Consider the following 19,371-nt stretch of genomic DNA (forward strand, 5'->3'; position numbering starts at 1 on the left):
TTTTTTTATCACTCAGCCGTGAAGGCCTGCACCCATGAAAATCAACCAGCTCCAGGTGTTCGTGACCGTCGCCGAAGAAAAGAGCCTGCGCGCCGCCGCCCGCTGCCTGAACCTGACGCAGCCCGCCGTCACCCGCAGCGTGCAGGAGCTGGAAAGCGACCTGGGCGTGGTCCTGATGACCCGCAACGTGCAGGGCATCACCCTGACCGACTGCGGCAAGGCGTTGCAGATCCGTGCCCACCAGATCCTTGAGGATGTGCGCCGGGCCCGTGAGGAACTCGACCAGATCACCCATAACATGCGCGGCAAGGTCACGGTCAGCGCCACGTCCACCATTGCGCTGAGCCTGCTGCCCAAGGCCCTGGAGCAATTCCAGAAGACGGCCCCGGAAGCCGAAATGACGTTCATGGAGGTCAAGTTCCCGCTTGCGGCCCAGCACCTGCGCGACGGTTCGCTGGATTTCGTGGTCTCCCATGAACTGCCCGACATGCTCGGGGACGACCTGATCAGCCTGCCGCTGTTCTCGACCGATTTCGTCGTGATGGCGCGGGCCGGGCATCCGTTGGCGAACGCGCGCCACCTGCGCGAACTGACCGACGCGCAATGGCTGAGCACAGTGCCGTCGGGCGGTTTCCAGCACAGCGTGATGGAGACGATGTTCGGCCACGCCGGCCTGCCGCTGCCCCGGCGGATCGTCCATTGCTCCTCGTTCGCCATTGCGTTGGGCCTGGTCACCGGCACGGATTCGCTGGTGCTGTTCTCGCGGTTGCTGGCCGACAGCATCGCCTGCTTCGGGCTGCAGCAGATTCCGCTGGAGCAGAAACTGCCGGCGCTGGAGATGAGCATCATCCTGCGCAAGGGCACCCTGCTCACGCCGGTGGCCCAGCGCTTCATGGAGTGTTTGCGGGCGGTCGTCAAACACCGTTGAGGGCGGCCCCTCTTCAGGCCAACCGCATCGACACCTCGATGTCATCGGCAAACGGCACCGAAACGTAGCCGTTCTGCGGCGAGCGCACGTGAGCCACGAACTCGGGGCAGTAATCGGTGTTGTCCGCCACCACCAGCGCGCCCGGCCGCAGGTGTTTCTCCACCAGGCCCAGCACGTCGCCGTACAGCGCCTTGGCGCCGTCGAGCAGCAGCAGGTCGACCGATCCGGGCATGCCGCTGGCCAGCGTGACCAGCGCATCGCCTTCGCGGATCTCCACCAGGTCGCTGACCCCGCCTTCCTCGAAATGATGCCGCGCCAGGGCGATCTTCGACGGCTCGAATTCGCTGCCGATCAACACGCCGCCGCCGTTGTCCCGCAGAGCCGCCGCCAAGTGCAGGGTGGACAGCCCGAACGAGGTGCCGAACTCGACGATGGCTTTGGCCTTTGTGCTGCGGGCGAGCATGTACAGCAGCTTGCCGGTGTCGCGGGACACCGGCAGCCACAGGTCCTTGAGCATGGCGTAGAGCTGGCGGTATTCGGTCTTGCTGTGCATCAGCCGCTCGCGCTCATCGTGCGACACCGTCTCCAGCATCGGACTGGTGGCGGCGCTGGCCTGGGTGTAGAGGCGTTCGATCAGGGGCGCCAATGGCGCAGAGGTCAGGGTCGTCATGATTGCTTTCCGTCGGTTGCTTTGTGTGGGTTCGGCGCTAGAGTTGCGAACCAAACGCGAGTGATTCGTCGCATTCAAATGATGCGAGCGATTCGCGCCCGCCGCTATTCGCGTTCTCCGCCAACCGTTGGGGCCCCTATGACAAACCGCCAGACCGCCCGTATTTCCTCACGCAAGCAGCCGCAGCAGGCGCGCTCCACCGAACTGGTGAGCGCCATTCTGGAGGCGGCTGTTCAGGTTTTGGCCAAGGAAGGCGCCGCCCGCTTCACCACCGCGCGGGTGGCGGAAAAGGCCGGCGTGAGCATCGGCTCGCTGTACCAGTACTTCCCCAACAAGGCGGCGATCCTGTTCCGCCTGCAGAGCGACGAGTGGCAGCAGACCACCCAGATGCTGCGCCGGATCCTGGAAAACCAGGCGCAGCCGCCGCTGGAGCGCTTGCGCGCCCTGGTGCATGCCTTCATCCGTTCCGAATGCGACGAGGCGCAGATGCGCGGCGCGCTGCACGACGCCGCCCCGCTCTACCGCGACGCCCCCGAGGCCCACGAAGTGCGCGCGGCCGGCAAGCGGATCTTCGACGCCTTCATGCTGGAACTGCTGCCCGACGCCGCAGAGGCCGTCCGCGCCCAGGCCTGCGACCTGATGCTCAGGACGCTGAGTTCGGTGGGCAAGGATTTTTCCGGCACCCCGCGCAGCGAGGCGGCCATCACCGTGTGCGCCGACGGGATGGCGGATATGTTTTGCGCTTATGTGGGGATGCTCAGGGCGGCTCAGCCAACGACCCAGGCTTGAGGCGTCGGCGGTTTCGTCCGTTCATGGGCCACCCACATCGCGGCGAACAGCATGAACGGCAGGTGCCCTGCCGGCAGGCACAGCGGCAACAGCATCAGCGCCCAGCAGGTGCTGACGCACCAGAAGCCGTGGCTTGCGCCAAAACGCAACGGGTCGGCCAACGCCGGCCAACCGAACACCGACAAGCGCGGACGCAGGTGACAACGCGCCAGACAACGCCTGCGTGCCCGGCTCACCTGCCACAGCAACCCGCCGCTCAGCACGATCGATGCCGCCGCCAGCGCCGAGCCTGTACGGGAAACCAGCAGCAACGCGACCACAAACAACAGGGCGCAGGCTGCCAACCAAACCAGAAAATACGCCAACAGAAACAGCGCGACGGCACGCCAGCGGTGACGCGAAAGCGAGCGGAACCAGAGGTGCAGCAAGGGGCCGGCCAATGCCGGCACCATCATGGCGACCAGCATCGTCAACATCCCGCCTGTCAGGGCGGCGGCATCCACCGTCGCCCCGGCCAGCCGCAGATAGGCGATCCCTTCGGCGAGCATCGGCCTCGAACCGTCCACGCACAGTTGCATCAATCCGGCATGAACCCTGTCGTTGACGGCCATCAGGACGAAGACCGACAGGCTGATCCCCCACAACAGGCTGGCGAGGGGATCAACCCCCGCATCCCTCAGCCGTTGCGCCAGGGCCATGGTCAGGTCGACTGGCGGTAGATGCTGACCCGCTGGATCGAAACCCCTTCGGTGCAATGCACCGGCACGAACAGCACCGGCAGTTTGCGCAGGTCGCTCTGGCCGGACAGGTGCAGCCGGTCGATGGTGGCGGTGATTTCGATCACCTTGCTCAGGCCCGCGCCGCCATGGGGCTTGGCGAGGTTGCTGGCTTCGCCGACGCCGAACAGCGACACCACGCCGGCCAGGTTCTCCGGATGCTCGGCCGGATCCTCGCCTTCGCCCAGGCCGACATAGACGTCGAAGATCGCCGCATCGTTGGCACCGGTGATGTTCTCCAGGTTGAGGAACACCCGGTCGGGTTCCGAGGGAGCCTGCAACGCGAAGCTGGCCATGCTGAAGCTTTGGGTGAGTTTGGCGGCGGTGGGCTTGTCTGTCTTGACGAGCGTCGCGGACGGGGCGCTCCCCAAGGTCAGCGCCTTGCTGTTGGCGCCGAGCAGCTCGACCGTGGGTTTTCTGGGCACGTCAGCGACCTCCGCAAAGGTGAACGTTGCGGGCGCGTCCATCAGCGTCTTCAGCGTATCCATGCGCAGCGCCACACGCTGTTGGCCGCCCAGAGGATCGGAAATGTCCTCGTACACATAGTCGAGCCCCGCTGCTTTGGTGTCCAGCATGTCTTTGGGGGCAAACGACTTGCGGCTGCCGTCGGCCTGCGGCAGCACGAAGCGTTGTTTGCCGGAGGGGCCGTCGAGCCAGGACTTGAGCACCGGGTTGGTGAAGCGCGGATTGCGGTTGCGCCAGACCTCCCAGAGCCGGTCGATGTTGGCGTGGTGCAGCCAGAAGATCGGATCCAGCGCAGCCGTCAGCGGCATGGACATCAACCCGTAATTCCTCCAGTCCTGCGGATCGGTGTTCTGCACCGCGCCCCCGACCAGGCCGTGCACCGGATCGTGGGGCCCCTGCTCCAGCACGCCTTCGTTCGCCCGGTCGGCATTGTGCTGAAAGGGCGTGCGCACGCCGCCGAATCCCGGCGAGCCGTTGGGCAGCCCTTCGTAGTCGGGATCGCTCAGCGCGGCGGTCAGGTCGACATCGATGGCGCGGATCACCACCACCCCGTCGCCACGGCCGAAACGGCGCGCTTCAAAGAGCGGGTTGTCGCCGCCGTCGGGCCAACTGTTCTTGGCGAAGGCTTCCGGCAACTGCCGGGGGTTGGCGGCGGTGGCGTCGTTGTAGTTCCAGTAAGGCAAGGCCCAGTCGGACGGCGCACCGGGCAAGGTGCGGATGGCGGCGCGCACCATCGATTCGAAAGCAGCCAGGTAGCCCCGGTGCCAAGGCAGGAAGTACCAACTGTGGTGCTGGCACTGGTTGCGGTCCTGCTTGAGGAACTCGGGCGTCGCCGGCAGTTTTTCGGTCGGCTTCAGCCAGCCGAATTGACGCCAGACGACCTCTTCGACCCCATGGATCGCCGCCTGGTAGCGCCAACTGGTGACGTCGCTGAACGGTCGCGCCTTCATGATCTTGACCCCGCGTGCATACCACAGCAGTTCGGGGGGCCAAGGTTGCTTCAAGCTCCAGACATTGCGCCGTGTGTACGTCATCGCCTGCACCTCCATGTCGTCGGGTTCGGATCCTTCACCGTCAAACGTCGGACGCTGTGTGATCAGACTATAGGGCACCTTTGCGGGCGGCGTCGGAACCACGGATCCGGTAGTGGCTCATTGCGATGAACGGCCATGTGCAATGACGGGAATGTGCTCTACTCAGCCAATGATCACAGGCCGCACCTCCAGGGATACGGTCTGTCGGGCCCAGGGATCGATGACTGGACAGGGAAGCAATCATGAACCGTCTGAACATCATCGCGCTGGGCCTGGCAGCGGCTGTCTCCAGCCTGTGCGCCAATGCCTATGAATCGGATCTCCACTACGGCCTGACCTACTGGCTCGCCGCGCAGGCCGGTTTCGACCCGCTCCAGACGCAGGAGATCGCCCGCCAGAACGAGCTCACCGACACCGGCATGCTCGATGCGAAACACGCGATCATCTGGGATTTGTGCATCTGGCGCGACACGAACGCCAGCGGTCAGACCCGGGCCTTGCATTTCAGGTCCCAGAATGCGCCGCCCTTGCCGCCGGCCCAGCGCAAAGTCACCGAAGACTCGCGTTACGCCCAAGGCCAGTCCGACAGCATCATCCACACCAAACCCCATGAGGATCCGGAGCTGCAAGGCAAGTTCGGCCAGGCGCTGCACGGTCGGCAGGATGCGTATTCCCATGCAGGACAAAGCAATACGTTTTCCCCCTTGTGCCCTGAGCTGTGGATTTGGTCGCACCCCATAGATAAGGGGGGGATTTTCTCGCACGTCGCCGATCAGACCTTCCGGGCCAAGGAAAAATGTTTCAGGGCGGCGTCGAGCACCTACGGCCTGATGCTGCGCTTTCGGGACACGATGTCGCTCGCGACCCCGCCCAAAAAACTTGATGAACTGGAAACCTCCATCAAGGAATTCTGCGCAGCCTCGACCAAAGCGGAAAAGTCCAAATGGTTCGTTGACCAGCATGTGCCGCAAGCCGACGCCATTGCGAAAAACACCAGCCTTGAGGACGGCGGCCGCAGTTTCTACAGGGCGCCCCGGATCGATCTGCGCCGGGGCGTCCAATCGCTCGCGGCGGTCAAGGAGAACATCCCCGAGTATGAGCAGCAAGAGCCCGGCTGGTTGCCCGCCATCGAAATCGACCCGAAGCTGCGCGACCTGATGATGAACGGAATCAGTGCGTCACCGAAGGCAAGGGAGTACGCCCGGACACTCCTCAGAACGTGGCTCACAGTGCCTCCCGAGCAACTGGGCGGGGTGGTGAAAGTACGGGAGGCAACCGACAGCCCGCCCAAGACACCGGCTGCGGTCGCCCTTCTGCAGCGCTTGCGCCTGAAGGACCAAGGCCGGTTCGCGCCGAAGGCATTCAACCTGCAATCGACGAAACCGGAGGACTACATCACGCTCGACGGCAACGACTGGGCCAGCGTACTGATCCCCGTGCGGGGGCAGAAGGCCGAAGCACTGGTGGGCGACCTGCAAGACGGCTTTCTGGTGATCGCGATCCTTCGCCATGCGCCCAATGAAGTCTTGCTGATCAAAGTCACGAAGGACTACGAACTGGATGAAGTGACCAGCCTGATTTTTCACTGAGTTTCCGACAGCGTCGATGAACCGACCTAAACCCGCGCCTGCGGGACATCCGTCGCGTGCCGGTGATGCTTGGCGCTCACCCGCTGCGCCCGGTAGATGCCGGCATGCCCGGAAAACAGGTACGCCGTCACGCAGCCGACCGCCGCCAGCGGCCCGATGCCGGCGCCGAACAGCTCCATCGCCATCAGCGTCGTGGCGATGGGCGTGTTGGCGGCGCCGGCGAACACCGCCACGAAGCCGATGCCCGCCATCAGGGCGAACGGCATGTCCAGCAGCGGCCCCAGCACGTTGCCGAGGGTCGCGCCGATGTAGAACAGCGGCGTCACTTCACCGCCCTTGAAACCGCTGCCCAACGAGGCGACGGTGAAGGCCAGCTTGCCCGCGAAGTCGTAGGCTGGCACCGGCTCCTGGAACGAGCGGACGATGCCGTCGAGGCCCAGGCCGATGTAGGGCTGGGCGTCCAGGCCCCACACCGCCAGCGCAATGACGGTGCCGCCCAGCAGCGGACGCAGCGGCGCGTAGGCGATCCGCCGTTTCATCAGCGCGCCGAGCCGGTGGGTGGCGCCGGCGAAGAGCATGCCGACCAGGCCGAACACCACGCCCGCGATGACAACGGCCATGACGCTGCCGGCGCTGACCGGCACCAGGTCGCCGATGGCGTAAGGCGTGTGGTGCACGCCCCAGGCCAGGCAGACCCGGTCTGCCACCAGGCTGGCGGCAATGCAGGGAAACAGCGCGTCGTAGCGCAAGCGCCCGATGGCCAGCACCTCCAGGCCGAACACCGCCCCGGCCAGCGGCGTGCCGAACACCGACGAGAACCCGGCGGCGATGCCGGCCATCAGCAGCACGCGCCGGTCGACGCGATCCAGCCTGAACAGGCGCGTGAGCTGATCGGCCAGCGCCCCGCCCATCTGCACCGCCGTGCCTTCGCGGCCCACCGAGGCGCCGAACAGGTGCGAAACCACGGTGCCGCCCAGCACCAGGGGCACCATACGCAGGGGGATCACGCGTTGGGGATCGTGGATCTCGTCGATGATCAGGTTGTTGCCGGCGTCGACGGCCTTGCCGAACCGGTGATAGATCAGGCCGACCGCGAAACCGGCCAGCGGCAGCAGCCAGATGATCCAGGGATGGCGCTCGCGCCAGGCGGTGGCCTGATCGAGCGAAAGCAGGAAAAACGCCGACGCGCTGCCGGCCAGCACCGCCACGGCGGAGGCGATGGCCAGCCACTTGGCCAGATATGGCAGCATCCGGAAGGGTTCGAAACGATTGAGGATTGGCATGGGTCATGAGCTCGAAGGGATTCGGGCTGACCGACGGAGGGGAACGTGACGCGAACGCCTACAGCCCCGACGTTGGTCAGGTATCTGTAGGCGTCATCAGCCGCGTGCGATGCGGCGGTTCAAGGAGGAACACCATCTCCTGCGGGCGATGCTAACCGGACCCTGGGCGATGAGGCCACGGCTTTTTTTCCCGATGGCGCCTCAGGCCAGCGGCCGTTCCTGCCACAAGCGCTTGGGCAACACCGCCGGCGACGCATGGATGATCGACATCCGCACCACGTGGTTGAGCATCACGAAGGCCGGATCGAGCTTGAGCAGCAAGGCCGCCGCCGTCATCACCTCGACCCCGCCGGGCACCCAGGACATGAACAGCGTCAGGAACGGCCGCCCCGTCACCTGGCTGAACGCGGCGGCCACCAGCAGCGTGGCGCAGAACGTCAGAGCGGTGACCACAAGGCCGGCGCGCACGTAACGCAACACATCCTTGAGGGTAATGTCCTTGAGGCGGATGCCGATCAGCCCGCCGAGCAACACCAGCGCGACCAGGGCCAGCGGATCCGGCACATGCAGCGCCGCTTCGGGGAACTCGACGTTGAACGCGGCGGTGTACAGCAGGCCGGTCAGCATGTACGGCGCCGGCATGTCCAGGCGCTCCAGCAGGTAACCGGTGACGACGGCCGCCGACGCTGGCGCCAGCACCAAGAGGTAATCGTGCAGCGACCCGACCGAGGGCCCCGCGCCGCCGGGATGCCCGCCGGCGATGAGCGTGACCACCAGCAGCAACGCCAGCAGACGGACGATGTGCACGAACGCGATGCGCCCGGACGCCGCCCCCTGCCCGCCCGTCACGGTCATGACCGCCGCCATCGCGCCGGGAACGGAGCCGAGCAGGCTCTCGACATGCCCCCATTTCTCCGCACGCCGCAGCCAGTGGTAGCCGACCAGGATCTGCACGCTCATGCAGATGAGCAGGCCGCCCAGGATGCTGACGTCGCCCAGCTCGCCGATCATCGAGACCGTGACGATGGAGCCGACACTGATCCCCAGCAGCAACTGCACGACGGCCACGAACGGATGCGGCATGCGCAGCGGCACGCCCAACTTGCTCACGGCCGTGACGGCGCAGATCGCACCGACCAGCTCGCCGAGGGGCAGCCCGGTCAGGTGACCGATCCAGGCCCCCAGCGCCGCCACCGGGATGGGCAACAGGTATTCGAACAGTGTTTTCATCAAGACTCCGGCGTATCGGTGGGCAATCGGGATTGAAGACGGGTGCCGCCGGGCTTCCAGAACCGTTGGGCGATCAGCAGCGGCAACACCTGGAACAGCACGATCACGGCGGCGCACCCGGCCCAGCCCCAGCGCTCCCAGGCCGCGCCCGGCACGAAGGCCCCGAGGCTGCCGCCCAGGTAGTAGCAGGTCAGGTACAGCCCCACGGCGGCGGCCTTGTTCTGCCGGGCGTTGGCGGTGATGAAGGCGTTGGCGGCGGCCTGGGCGAGGAACACCCCGGTGGAGCTCAGGGCCAGGCCCGCCACGATCCACCCCAGCGACGGCGACAGGGTCAGGGCCGTGCCCGCCACGCCCAGGCACGCGGCCACTTTCACCAGATCGGCCTGGGGCCGGCCTCGGCCCAACCGCCCCGCCAGCGGCACCACCACCAGCGCCAGCAGGAACACCGCATAGATCGACCCGAGCGCTGCGCTGCCCAGCGAAAACGGTGCCCTTCCCAGGTGCAGGCCGATGTAGGTGAACATCGCCACCTGGGCGAACAGGACGCAGAACCCCACCGCGCAGGCGCCCAGCAGCGGTGCGGAAAACAGGCTTGACCGGACTGCCTGAACCGGCCGCTCCGAGGCTTTCGGATTGGCCGGCAGCAACAAGGCAATCGCGAGCCCTGTCAGCAGGCTCAGGCCCGCCAGCGAGGCCAGCCCCAGGCGCCAGTCGCCGAACTCCGTCAGCAGCCCCGACAGGAACCGCCCGAGAAACCCGCCCAGCACCGTGCCGGCGATGTACACGCTGGTGACTTCAGTGACGGCGCCGCCGCTCCAGCGCCCGCCGATGTAGGCGACGCTGGTGGCGAACACGAACGGAATCAGCAGCCCCTCGAGCGAGCGCCAGAACAGGAAAGCACCGAAACCGCCGGCCCACGCCGACAACGCCGCCGGCAACGCCAGCAGCAGCGCGGCCACGACAATCACCTGCCGTTGCGGCCAGCGGGCCGTCATCCGCCCTACAAAGGGGGCGCACACCGCCACGGCCAGGGTGGTGGCCGTGATGCTCCAGCTGGCCTGCCGGGCAGAGATCCGGAAAGCGGCCGACAGTTGATCGAGCAGCCCCTGGGTGGCGTACAGGTTGAGGAACGCCGCGCAGCCGCAGAGGAACAAGGCGATTTTCGGGCAATGCAGGCGTGGCTTCATGGGAATGTTCGTCAACGGACCGAACATTTTTATAAGATGGGCCGCCTTCAGGATCCAATACCGATTTGCGACCGATCGATACCAAGGATGAACATGCTCGACCTGCGCCGCCTGCGTTGTTTTCTGGTTGTCAGCGAAGAACTGCACTTCGGCCGCGCCGCGGCGCGCCTGCACCTGTCCCAACCGCCGCTGACCCGGCAGATCTCGGCGCTGGAGGCGGAACTGGGCTTTCGCCTGTTCGACCGCAGCTCGCGCAACGTCACGCTCACCGCCGAAGGCCGGCACTTTCTGCCCTACGCACGGGCGTTGCTGGAGCAGGTCGAGCGCACGGCCGCCATCGGCCACAAACTGGCCGCCGGCAGCGTCGGCCATCTGGCCCTGGGCTTCGCCAGTTCCATCGCCCTGTCGGATCTGTTCAGCCAGGCCGTCCGGGATTTCTGCTCCGCCCACCCGCAGGTGCAACTGACGGTCGAGGAAGGTGCGTCCACTGCGCAGTGGTCGCAGATCGCCGAGGGACGACTGGACGTCGGCCTGAGCCGCCTGCATCCGCCGGCCGACCGCTCGGACATCGAAGTGACGTGCCTGGGCCAGGAACCCCTGATCGCCGCCGTGGCCAGCGACAGTCCCCTCGCCGCGCAGGAGCGGGTGACGCTCAGCGAATTGAGCGAACACCCGTTGATCGCCTTCCCGACGGACTACGGCTCCGGGCTCAACGACAGCATCGAAACCCTGTACCGCCGCCACGGGCTCACACCCCGCCGGGCGCCGACCGGCAAGCAGATCACCTCGCTCATCGCCCTGGTGGCGGCGGGCCGGGGCGTCGCCGTCGTGCCGCAGTGCGTGCAGACCCTGGTGCGCCACGGCGTGACCTACCGCCCCCTGGCGGAGGCCCACGCCACCGTGCCGCTGCTGGCGATGACCCGCCGGCAGGAGCGCAGCCCGCTGGTGCGCGCCTTTGTCGAGATCCTGCGCCGGAGCGTTCAGAGCATCGGATAACGCTTGAACAGCGCGGTCTGCTCCAGGCGTTCGGCATGGGCCTTCAGGACCGGAAAGTCAGCGGCCTTCACCACCTCCGGCAGCACCAACTGGATGAACGACCACGCCACGGCGCTGGTCAGTGCGGCCTGATCGGGCCGATCGTGCACCGGCCGTACCGCCAGCCGGCGATCCAGCTCCGCGCAGGCTGCGAGCAACTGGCGGGTGACGCGCTCGACCCATGGCTGATGGCGCTTTTCGGCCGGCCGCAGATTGTCCTCGTAAACCCGTTGGACGGCCTTCTCGCAGGCCGCCAGCGCCAGCCCCAACGTGCTCAGCACCTCCACCAGCCCCTGCGGGTTCTGCGGCAGGCAGCGGAAGGCCGGCGCCACGAGGGACCTGCCGTATTCGATGATCAGCGTCGAGTCCATCAGCACCGTGCCGTCGTCCAGCAGCAGGGTCGGCGCCTTGACCACCGGGTTGACCGCGGAAAACGTCTCGAAGGTGCGGAACACCGACAGCGGCTCATGTTCGAACGGCACCCCCAGCAGGTCCAGGCTGATCGCCACCCGCCGCACGTAAGGCGAGTCCAGCATCCCTATCAGTTTCATGGCGTTCGCTCCCTAGTAGACGTTGATTTTCAGTAGCCGCGAGCGCCAAGGGCGCCCAAGGATCCGGCGCCCCGCCGAGCGCAGTTGCAGCAGGCCCTCGCCGTCGATCAGGGCCAGCCCGGCCGAGAGCTTCAGTCGTTCGCCGGGGCCGATCAGGTAATCGACGCCGTCGGCGCTGATCCAGTGCGTGCCGCTGACCGCCTGGGTGTACAGCGCCCGGTCGGCCTGCACCGACAGCAGTTGAGATTTGGCCAGTGCGACCTGGAGCCATTGCCGTTCCATAGCGTTGTGCCTCCTTTGGGCTGATGGTTTACTGTCCCTGACAATAGAGAAACCGATTGCGCCAAAACATCGGTATTTATTACCAAAACGTGTAAGAAAAAGTGACATGTCGAACATTCCACCCATCACCTGCCTGCGCAGTTTCGAGGCGGTCGCACGGCTGGGCAGCGTCACGGCGGCCGCCAAGGAGCTGCACGTCACCCATTCGGCGATCAGCCAGCAGATCAAGGTGCTGGAGGAACTGCTCGGCGCCACCCTGCTGGTGCGTGAGGGCCGTGGCGTGCGGGTCAGCGAAGACGGGCGCCTGTACGCCTTGCAGATCCGCGAATCCCTGGGCGGCATCGCCGAGGCTACCCGGTTGATCAAGACCCAGCCCAAGGCGTCCGAGCTGGTGGTGGCGGTGGTGCCGTCGTTCGGCTGCCACTGGCTGTTGCCGCGCCTGCCGCGCTTTCGGCAGGCGCACCCGCACGTCAGCGTGCGTCTGCAAGCGAGCCTGGCGGTGTCGAACCTGAACCGCGAATCGGTGGACGTCGGCATCCGCATGGGCAAAGGCGATTGGGAAGGCCTGGACAGCCACCTGCTGTTCCACGACGAAACCGTGGTGGTGGCCGCGCCGCACTTCAACGCCGGTGCCCTGCCGCAGTCCCCCGAAGAGATCGTCGGCAGCCGGATCATCTTCAACATGGAATCGTGGCAGCCCTGGTGCCAGGCGGCGGGCCTGGACATCGACGTGCCGCGCTCGGGCCTGTGCAGCAACGATTCCAACCTGGTGCTGCAAGCGGTGCGCCTGGGCCAGGGCATCGCGCTGGAACGGCGCAGCCTGGTGCACGACGCGATCCGCCGGGGCGAGCTGGTGCAACTCAGCGACTACACAGCGCCCTACCCCTTCCCCTATTGGCTGGTGTTGCCGAACCGCGAGCGCTCGCCGGCCCGGCGCCAGGCGTTCTGCGGGTGGCTGAGCGACGAGGTCGAGGCTTACCTGAACGAGCTGAACCCCGGCGCGGCCGACAGCGAGCCAGGCCTGTGATTGTTCGCGATCCCTGGATGCACCATCCAGAAAAGCGGCGCTGATCCGCCCTCCAGGCCTCCCTATCCTGAGCGCTCTCAACCAAGCACTCAGGAGTATCCCCATGCCCAACCACAGCATCCAGGACAAAGTCGTGCTGATCACCGGCGGCGCCAAGAACCTGGGCGGCCTGCTCGCCCGCGACCTCGCCGCCCACGGCGCCCGTGCCGTGGCCATCCACTACAACAGCGACGCCAGCCGCGACGCCGCCGAAGACACCGTGCAAGCCATCCGCGCCGCCGGCGCCCAGGCCCTGGCGATCCAGGCCGACCTCAGTAGCGCCGCCGCCATGGAAAGGCTGTTCGCCGAGGTGGTCGCTGCGTTCGGCCGGCCGGACATCGCCATCAACACCGTGGGCAAGGTGCTGAAGAAACCGATCACCGAAGTCAGCGAGGCCGAGTACGACGAGATGGCGGCGGTCAACGCCAAGTCGGCGTTCTTCTTCCTGTGCGAGGCCGGCCGCCAGCTCAACGACAACGGCAAGGTCTGCACCCTCGTCACCTCGTTGCTGGGGGCGTTCACGCCGTTCTATGCGGCCTACGCCGGCACCAAGGCGCCGGTGGAGCACTTCACCCGCGCCGCCGCCAAGGAGTTCGGCGAACGCGGGATTTCGGTGACCGCCGTGGGGCCGGGCCCGATGGACACGCCGTTCTTCTACCCCGCCGAAGGCGCCGACGCCGTGGCCTACCACAAGACCGCCGCCGCGCTGTCGGCCCTGTCCAGCACCGGCCTGACCGACATCGGCGACGTCGTGCCCTTCATCCGCCACCTGGTCAGCGACGGCTGGTGGATCACCGGCCAGACGATCCTGATCAACGGCGGCTACACCACCAAGTGAGGCCCTCCGGGGCCCGGCGCGACGTGCGTCGGGCCTTTTTCTTTTCTGGCCGCCCTATACTCGGCACCACCGCCACCCCAGGAACGACAGGGTATGGACAAGCTTGAGCGCTACAGGATCTTCGTCCGTGTGGCGGAAATGGGCAGCTTCATCAAGGCCGCCAACCTGCTGGAACTGCCGCGGGCGACCGTCTCCGCCGCCGTGCAGCGGCTGGAAAGCGAGCTCGGCGCCCGCCTGCTGCACCGCACCACCCGCAACGTGCAGTTGACCGCCGCCGGCACGCAACTCTTCGAACGGGCCGTGGAACTGCTGGCCAGCGCCGAGGCCATCGACCGGCTGTTCAAGGATCAGCAGCGCCAGGTCAAGGGCCGCCTGCACGTCGACCTGCCCAGCCGCATCGCCCGCCGCGTGGTGGCGCCGGCGCTGCCGCAGTTGCTCGGTGAATACCCCCATCTCCAATTGCTGCTCGGCTCCAGCGACCGCGCCGTGGACCTGGTGCGCGAAGGCATCGATTGCGTGCTGCGGGTCGGCCCGCTGACCGACAGCAGCCTGGCAGCCCGTCCGCTGGGAATGATCGAACTGATCAACTGCGCGAGCCCCGACTACCTGCAACGCCACGGCACGCCGGCGGACGTCGACGACCTGGCGCAGGGGCACCGGATGATCGGCTATGCCTCGCCGCTCTCCGGCCGGGAAATGCCCTGGGAACAGGTCGACGCCCACGGCGATGTGCAGACACTGACGCTGCCCAGCCAAGTGACGGTCAACAATGCCGAAAGCTACATCGCCTGCTGCCGGGCCGGCCTGGGGCTGATCCAGATCCCGCGCTACGACGTGCAGCACCTGCTCGATGCCGGCGAACTGTGTGAAGTGCTGGCGGACTCGCGCCCGGCGCCGCTGCCGGCCACCCTGCTCTATCCGCACCGGCAGCAGCGTTCGGGGGTGTTGGAGGTGTTCGTCGACTGGTTGCAGGGGGTGTTGGCCCCCTGCCTGGTCGATAAGCAAGCAGGCCGCCGTCCACTGCCGTGAACGGTCGGCCCGGTGACGGCGTCAGGCGCCGGGCGGTGGGTCGTCGGGGCGCTGGGGCAAGCCTTCGTACAGCGGCAGGCCGTACAGCAGCACGTCGGCCCGTTCCTCGCCGAAGCGTGCGATGTTCGGCAGGCGGGCCCACAGCACCGCGCCGATGGACTGCACGATCTGCTGGCTGGGCCGGTTGGCCGCCATGATCCACGCCACCAGGGTCTCCAGGCCGAACTGGCGGCCGAGGATCACCGTCGCATGGCCCAGGCGCACGCCGATGCCGCTGCCGTGGCGGTCGGCCCGCACGTAGATCGCGGTCTCGCCGGTGTGGCGGCAGGCCTGGGTGCCCCAGCTGAAGCGGTTGATCGACAGCCAGCCCACCACCTCGCCGCCGCGTTCGAGCACGTACACCGGCAGCCCGTCGCGCTTGTAGAGGTTGATGTAGAACGTTACCTCCTCCAGCGTCATCGGCCGGGTCACCGGCGAGTTGGCGCCGGTGCCGGCGGTTTCGTTGAAGATCTCCATCATCGCCGGCAGGTCGGCGTCGCAGGACTCGCGCACGCCGCGCGGCAGGGTCGCGGGCAAGGCCCGGCGGTTGAAACCGTTCATGCGCCGGCCTCCTCTGCGAAGACGCTCATCTTCAGTTGGCCGCGGGCCCGGGCCAGGCGCGAGCGCACGGTGCCGATGGGCACCCCCAGCTGCACGGCGGCGTCCTGGTAACTGATGTCGGAATCCACCAGCAAGTCGATCACCGCGCGCATGTCCACCGACAGCCCGTCGATGGCTTCGACCGCGCGACTGAGCAAGCGCTGGTGTTCGCTGACGTGGCTGGGGTCGTGCCCGTGCTCCAGGCTTTCGATGCCCGACTCTTCCAGCACCGCGCATTGCGGGCGGCTGTACAGGCTCTTGAAATGGTTGCTGACCAGGTTGGAGGCAATGCCGAACAGCCAGGTCTCCGGCCGGGACGCGCCGGCGAACTTGTGCTGGTTGCGCCAGGCCTCCAGGTAAGTCATTTGCATCAGGTCGTCGACATCGGCCTGGTTGAACACCCGCTTATTGATGAAGCAGCGCAGTTTGCGTTCGCTGCTGCGAGCCAGGCCTCCCAGGTCCAGCTTGATCGCGCCAATCACTTTCATGTCCGTTTGAACGGTATTCGAATCCACGCTTGATCCCTCATGTCTCACGCTATGCCGACAGTGGCGGGAGAGACAGAGAGCAGCGAACGTACCAACCTCGACGCATTTTCAAGACGTTGATTTATAAAGATTTAATTTTTCGGAATCGTCGAATCGGGCAACTTGTTGCACTTTCGCAAAATTCCCCGTGCCAGTTCTTGCACGCCGTTTTGCGGCCATGGGATGCCCAGGGAACCGGATGCCGCCGCACGCCACTCAGAGCTCACCTGCACTGCGGTGGAATGCGCGCCTCCATGAAAATCAACAGCTACAACGACGTCCTGCCCCTGGACCTGCCGGGCCGGTTTCCCTTCCCCGCCGACACGGCCGCGGCCACGGCGAAGAACCCGCTGATCGACTCCATGGAAGAAGTGGCGCTCAAGTTCAGCGAAAGCGTCGAGCGGCACAGCAAGAGCCTGGACGAACGCCTGATCAGCGAATCGACGCGGGGCCAGCGGGTCGAGCGCATCGAGAAACTCGCCGAGCTCTACCGCCTGCTCGATCACGGCGACCAGCCGAGCCTGGAGCAACAGGCCCGGCGCATGCAAATGCAACTGCAGCAGCAACCGTCGCTGCAAACCGCATTGGGGCTGGCCGAGCAGGATCCGGCGCGGGCCGACATCCTGTTGCAGCAGGCCTTGCGCCTGTCCTTGCAGGAAGGCCGGGAGACCGATGCGCAATCCACGCGCAGCCTGATCGACGAGTTGCGCCAACTGCACGGCGAGCGGATCCGCGCCGGGTTCAACACCGCCGGGGCCATCGCCCTGTTCACCCGCGACCCGCAGCAGCGCGCCGCCATGCGCCAGCTCTACTACAAGGCCATCGTCGGCCAGCAGCCGTTGGCCAACCTGCTCGAAGGGCTGCTCGAACAGTTCAGCGAAGAGCAGTTCGGCCGGGGCCTGCGCACCTTGCAGCGGGCGCTGGCCGACGACATCGCCGCCCTGTCGCCGTCGCTGCCCGGCGGCGTGCTGGGCTCGATGCTGCGCGGGCTCGGTTCCTGCGGACGGCTCAACAGCCTGCTCCAGGCCTGTCAGGCGCTGCTGGAACGCCTGGGCCAGCGGCATGGCGGCATGACCTCGCTGGGCATGAGCAAACGGCTGCTGCGCTTTTGCGGCAACGGCTTCTTCGCCCGGGACCTGACGCTGCTGGGCGATGACACGTTGGGGCCGGCCTCCGACCGTCAAGCGTGGTTCTTCAACGCCCTGTATCCGTTGCTGCAGCAACTGCCGCTGGTGCTGTGGAAAGACCTCAAGACCCGCCAGAACGGCCTGCGCCTGCTGCAAGGCCTGATGGAAGAGATGGCCCGCCAGGAGCGTCAGGCCCTGGGCCTGGACGATGGCCGGAGCCCGCGATGAACCGACTGATCCAAAGCCTCAACCGCCTGGCGCTGGCGGTGATGCGGCGCACCGAGATCGTCGGCGCGGTGATGGTCATGGCCATCGTGTTCATGATGATCCTGCCTTTGCCCACGCCGCTGGTGGACGTGCTGATCGCCCTGAACATCTGCATTTCCTCGCTGCTGATCGTGCTGGCCATGTACTTGCCCAGGCCCCTGGCGTTTTCCACCTTCCCGGCAGTGCTGCTGCTGACCACCATGTTCCGCCTGTCGCTGTCGATCGCCACCACCCGCCTGATCCTGCTGCAACAGGACGCCGGGCACATCGTCGAAGCGTTCGGCAGCTTCGTGGTCGGCGGCAACCTGGCGGTGGGCCTGGTGATCTTCCTGATCCTGACCATCGTCAACTTCCTGGTGATCACCAAAGGGTCGGAACGGGTGGCCGAAGTGGCGGCGCGCTTCACCCTGGACGCCATGCCCGGCAAGCAGATGTCCATCGACAGCGACCTGCGGGCCAACCTGATCACCGTCCGCGAGGCGCGCCAGCGGCGCGAGCAACTGTCCAAGGAAAGCCAACTGTTCGGCGCCATGGACGGGGCCATGAAGTTCGTCAAGGGCGACGCCATCGCCGGCCTGGTGATCGTGTTCATCAACCTGATCGGCGGGTTCTCCATCGGCGTCCTGCAGAACGGCATGGAAGCCGCCGACGCCATGCACCTGTACTCGGTGCTGACCATCGGCGACGGCCTGATCGCGCAGATTCCGGCGCTGCTGATTTCCCTCACCGCCGGCATGATCATCACCCGCGTCGCGCCGGACAGTCAGGCCGGCGACGCCAACATCGGCCACGAGATCGCCGAGCAGCTGACCAGCCAGCCCAAGGCCTGGGTGTTCTCCTCCATCGGCATGCTCGGCTTTGCGGCCATCCCCGGCATGCCGGGCCTGGTGTTCGTCAGCATCAGCCTGGTGTGCCTGTCCGGCGGCCTGTTCCAGCTGTGGCGCATCCGCCGCCGCCAGCTGTTGCAGGAGCACGCCGGCGCCGCCCGCAACGCCGCGCCCGAGCTCAACGGCCGCGAGGACATCCGCCGCTTCAACCCCTCGCGCCCTTACCTGCTGCAATTCCACCCCGCTCACCAGGGCAGCGCCGAGGTCGAGCGGCTGGTGTCCGGCATCCGTCAGCGGCGCAATACCTTGGTACACCGGTTCGGCCTGACCCTGCCGTCGTTCGAGCTGGAGTTCACCGAGCGCTGCGCCGAGGACGAATTCTGCTTCTGCGTCTACGAGGTTCCGCTGATCCGCGCCACGTTCGACAGCCGCCGGGTGGCGGTGCCGCTGCATCAGGTGGGCGAGTTGCATGACGGCGAACGCGGATCGGCGGAGCGCGACGAGGGCCAGTGGGTCTGGCTCGAACCCGAACACACGCTGCTGCGCATGACCAGCGTGGAGCCGGCGAGCGCCGAAGAACTGATCCTTGAACGCATGAGCCGCGCCTTCCAGGCCACCGGCCCGCGCTTCATCGGCTTGCAGGAAAGCAAGGCGATCCTCGGCTGGCTCGAAAGCGAACAGCCGGAACTGGCCCAGGAGCTGCAACGCACCCTGCCGCTGGCCCGCTTCGCGGCGGTGCTGCAACGGCTGTCGGCGGAACTGGTGTCGCTGCGCGCGGTGCGGCCGATCGCCGAGACCCTGATCGAACAGGGCCAGCACGAACGCGACCTGAGCGCCCTCACCGACTACGTGCGCATCGCCCTCAAGGCGCAGATCTGCCATCAGCACGCCGACCAGGGCGCGCTGAACGCCTGGCTGCTGAACCCCGAGACCGAAGTGCTGCTGCGCGACGCCCTGCGCCAGAGCCAGAGCGAGGCCTATTTCGCCCTGGAGCCCGAACTCGGCGGCGCCCTGCTGGAGCAACTGCGCGAAGCGTTCCCGCTGCGGGCCCGGCCGGCCCCGGTGCTGCTGGTGGCCCAGGACCTGCGCAGCCCGCTGCACGGCCTGCTCAACGACGAATTCAACCACGTCCCGGTGCTGTCCTTCGCCGAACTGCTGTCCAGCGTGCAGGTGCAGGTGCTGGGGCGTATCGATCTGCAAGAGGCACAGGCCATGCTGGCCTGACGGAGTGC

Annotated in this window: 19 protein-coding genes and 1 riboswitch; of the genes, 9 read left to right on the forward strand and 10 right to left on the reverse strand. The window is 66.6% G+C overall.

The window, feature by feature from the left end:
• Positions 1 to 34 precede the first annotated feature (34 nt).
• Complete coding sequence (locus KVG96_RS10765; RefSeq protein WP_217892026.1) at positions 35 to 928, forward strand: LysR substrate-binding domain-containing protein; 894 nt, start codon at positions 35 to 37, stop codon at positions 926 to 928.
• Positions 929 to 941: 13 nt separating this feature from the next.
• Here KVG96_RS10765 and KVG96_RS10770 read toward each other — a convergent pair whose 3' ends face one another.
• Complete coding sequence (locus KVG96_RS10770) at positions 942 to 1,598, reverse strand: O-methyltransferase (protein WP_217892027.1); 657 nt, start codon at positions 1,596 to 1,598, stop codon at positions 942 to 944.
• 138 nt (positions 1,599 to 1,736) lie between these two features.
• On the opposite strand from KVG96_RS10770, the gene KVG96_RS10775 reads away from it, so the two are divergent.
• Positions 1,737 to 2,387: a TetR/AcrR family transcriptional regulator gene (locus KVG96_RS10775; RefSeq protein WP_217892029.1), complete on the forward strand. Its 651-nt coding sequence runs from the start codon at positions 1,737 to 1,739 to the stop codon at positions 2,385 to 2,387.
• Here KVG96_RS10775 and KVG96_RS10780 read toward each other — a convergent pair.
• Together KVG96_RS10780 and KVG96_RS10785 are read right to left on the reverse strand one after the other, a co-directional pair.
• Entirely contained in the window at positions 2,366 to 3,085 is a 720-nt protein-coding gene (locus KVG96_RS10780; protein WP_217892030.1) for a copper chaperone, read from the reverse strand. The two genes, KVG96_RS10775 and KVG96_RS10780, sit on opposite strands and share 22 nt — an antisense overlap.
• Positions 3,086 to 3,087: 2 nt before the next feature.
• Complete coding sequence (locus KVG96_RS10785; protein WP_217892031.1) at positions 3,088 to 4,662, reverse strand: tyrosinase family protein; 1,575 nt, start codon at positions 4,660 to 4,662, stop codon at positions 3,088 to 3,090.
• Between the two features lie 242 nt (positions 4,663 to 4,904).
• Between KVG96_RS10785 and KVG96_RS10790 the strand changes: the two genes are divergently transcribed.
• Positions 4,905 to 6,251 carry a hypothetical protein gene (locus tag KVG96_RS10790; RefSeq protein ID WP_217892032.1) on the forward strand — a complete coding sequence of 449 codons (1,347 nt, stop codon included), beginning with the start codon at positions 4,905 to 4,907 and terminating at the stop codon, positions 6,249 to 6,251.
• Between the two features lie 26 nt (positions 6,252 to 6,277).
• Here KVG96_RS10790 and KVG96_RS10795 read toward each other — a convergent pair whose 3' ends face one another.
• The 3 genes from KVG96_RS10795 to KVG96_RS10805 form a co-directional block, all read right to left on the reverse strand.
• The gene (locus KVG96_RS10795; RefSeq protein ID WP_217892033.1) at positions 6,278 to 7,534 is read right to left on the reverse strand and encodes a voltage-gated chloride channel family protein; all 1,257 of its coding nucleotides are present in this window, start codon (positions 7,532 to 7,534) and stop codon (positions 6,278 to 6,280) included.
• Between the two features lie 80 nt (positions 7,535 to 7,614).
• A riboswitch (Fluoride riboswitch) is annotated at positions 7,615 to 7,683 on the reverse strand.
• Between the two features lie 52 nt (positions 7,684 to 7,735).
• Complete coding sequence (locus KVG96_RS10800; RefSeq protein ID WP_217892034.1) at positions 7,736 to 8,764, reverse strand: AbrB family transcriptional regulator; 1,029 nt, start codon at positions 8,762 to 8,764, stop codon at positions 7,736 to 7,738.
• Complete coding sequence (locus KVG96_RS10805; RefSeq protein WP_217892035.1) at positions 8,764 to 9,951, reverse strand: MFS transporter; 1,188 nt, start codon at positions 9,949 to 9,951, stop codon at positions 8,764 to 8,766. Before KVG96_RS10805 ends, KVG96_RS10800 begins: the two co-directional genes overlap by 1 nt.
• Positions 9,952 to 10,044: 93 nt before the next feature.
• Between KVG96_RS10805 and KVG96_RS10810 the strand changes: the two genes are divergently transcribed.
• The gene (locus KVG96_RS10810; protein ID WP_217892036.1) at positions 10,045 to 10,947 is read left to right on the forward strand and encodes a LysR family transcriptional regulator; all 903 of its coding nucleotides are present in this window, start codon (positions 10,045 to 10,047) and stop codon (positions 10,945 to 10,947) included.
• Here the strand turns inward: KVG96_RS10810 and KVG96_RS10815 are convergent.
• Both KVG96_RS10815 and KVG96_RS10820 read right to left on the reverse strand, forming a co-directional pair.
• On the reverse strand, positions 10,932 to 11,537 hold the full coding sequence (locus KVG96_RS10815) for a glutathione S-transferase (RefSeq protein ID WP_217892037.1): 606 nt from the start codon (positions 11,535 to 11,537) through the stop codon (positions 10,932 to 10,934). The genes KVG96_RS10810 and KVG96_RS10815 overlap by 16 nt on opposite strands.
• A gap of 12 nt (positions 11,538 to 11,549) precedes the next feature.
• Positions 11,550 to 11,819 carry a hypothetical protein gene (locus KVG96_RS10820; protein ID WP_217892038.1) on the reverse strand — a complete coding sequence of 90 codons (270 nt, stop codon included), beginning with the start codon at positions 11,817 to 11,819 and terminating at the stop codon, positions 11,550 to 11,552.
• A gap of 106 nt (positions 11,820 to 11,925) precedes the next feature.
• Here KVG96_RS10820 and KVG96_RS10825 point away from each other — a divergent pair, with 106 nt between their 5' ends.
• The 3 genes from KVG96_RS10825 (at position 11,926) to KVG96_RS10835 (ending at position 14,752) form a co-directional block, all read left to right on the forward strand.
• Positions 11,926 to 12,846: a LysR substrate-binding domain-containing protein gene (locus KVG96_RS10825; RefSeq protein ID WP_217892039.1), complete on the forward strand. Its 921-nt coding sequence runs from the start codon at positions 11,926 to 11,928 to the stop codon at positions 12,844 to 12,846.
• Positions 12,847 to 12,949: 103 nt separating this feature from the next.
• Positions 12,950 to 13,723 (forward strand): SDR family oxidoreductase, encoded by a 774-nt coding sequence (locus KVG96_RS10830; protein WP_217892041.1) that lies wholly within the window; start codon positions 12,950 to 12,952, stop codon positions 13,721 to 13,723.
• A 93-nt stretch (positions 13,724 to 13,816) separates the two neighbouring features.
• Entirely contained in the window at positions 13,817 to 14,752 is a 936-nt protein-coding gene (locus KVG96_RS10835) for a LysR family transcriptional regulator (protein ID WP_217892042.1), read from the forward strand.
• A gap of 21 nt (positions 14,753 to 14,773) precedes the next feature.
• Here KVG96_RS10835 and KVG96_RS10840 read toward each other — a convergent pair whose 3' ends face one another.
• Entirely contained in the window at positions 14,774 to 15,352 is a 579-nt protein-coding gene (locus KVG96_RS10840) for a GNAT family N-acetyltransferase (protein WP_217892043.1), read from the reverse strand.
• Positions 15,349 to 15,879 (reverse strand): RNA polymerase sigma factor, encoded by a 531-nt coding sequence (locus KVG96_RS10845; protein WP_225927243.1) that lies wholly within the window; start codon positions 15,877 to 15,879, stop codon positions 15,349 to 15,351. The genes KVG96_RS10840 and KVG96_RS10845 overlap by 4 nt, the downstream gene beginning before the upstream one ends.
• Positions 15,880 to 16,172: 293 nt before the next feature.
• Between KVG96_RS10845 and sctW the strand changes: the two genes are divergently transcribed.
• A complete protein-coding gene (gene sctW / locus KVG96_RS10850) occupies positions 16,173 to 17,273 on the forward strand; it encodes a type III secretion system gatekeeper subunit SctW (RefSeq protein ID WP_217892045.1) in 1,101 nt (366 codons plus the stop codon).
• Positions 17,270 to 19,363, forward strand: a complete 2,094-nt coding sequence (sctV, locus tag KVG96_RS10855; protein WP_217892046.1) for a type III secretion system export apparatus subunit SctV — start codon at positions 17,270 to 17,272, stop codon at positions 19,361 to 19,363. Before sctW ends, sctV begins: the two co-directional genes overlap by 4 nt.
• Positions 19,364 to 19,371: the final 8 nt, after the last annotated feature.

Origin of the sequence: Pseudomonas ekonensis (assembly GCF_019145435.1) — a bacterium.
Classification (GTDB): Bacteria; Pseudomonadota; Gammaproteobacteria; order Pseudomonadales; family Pseudomonadaceae; genus Aquipseudomonas; species Aquipseudomonas ekonensis.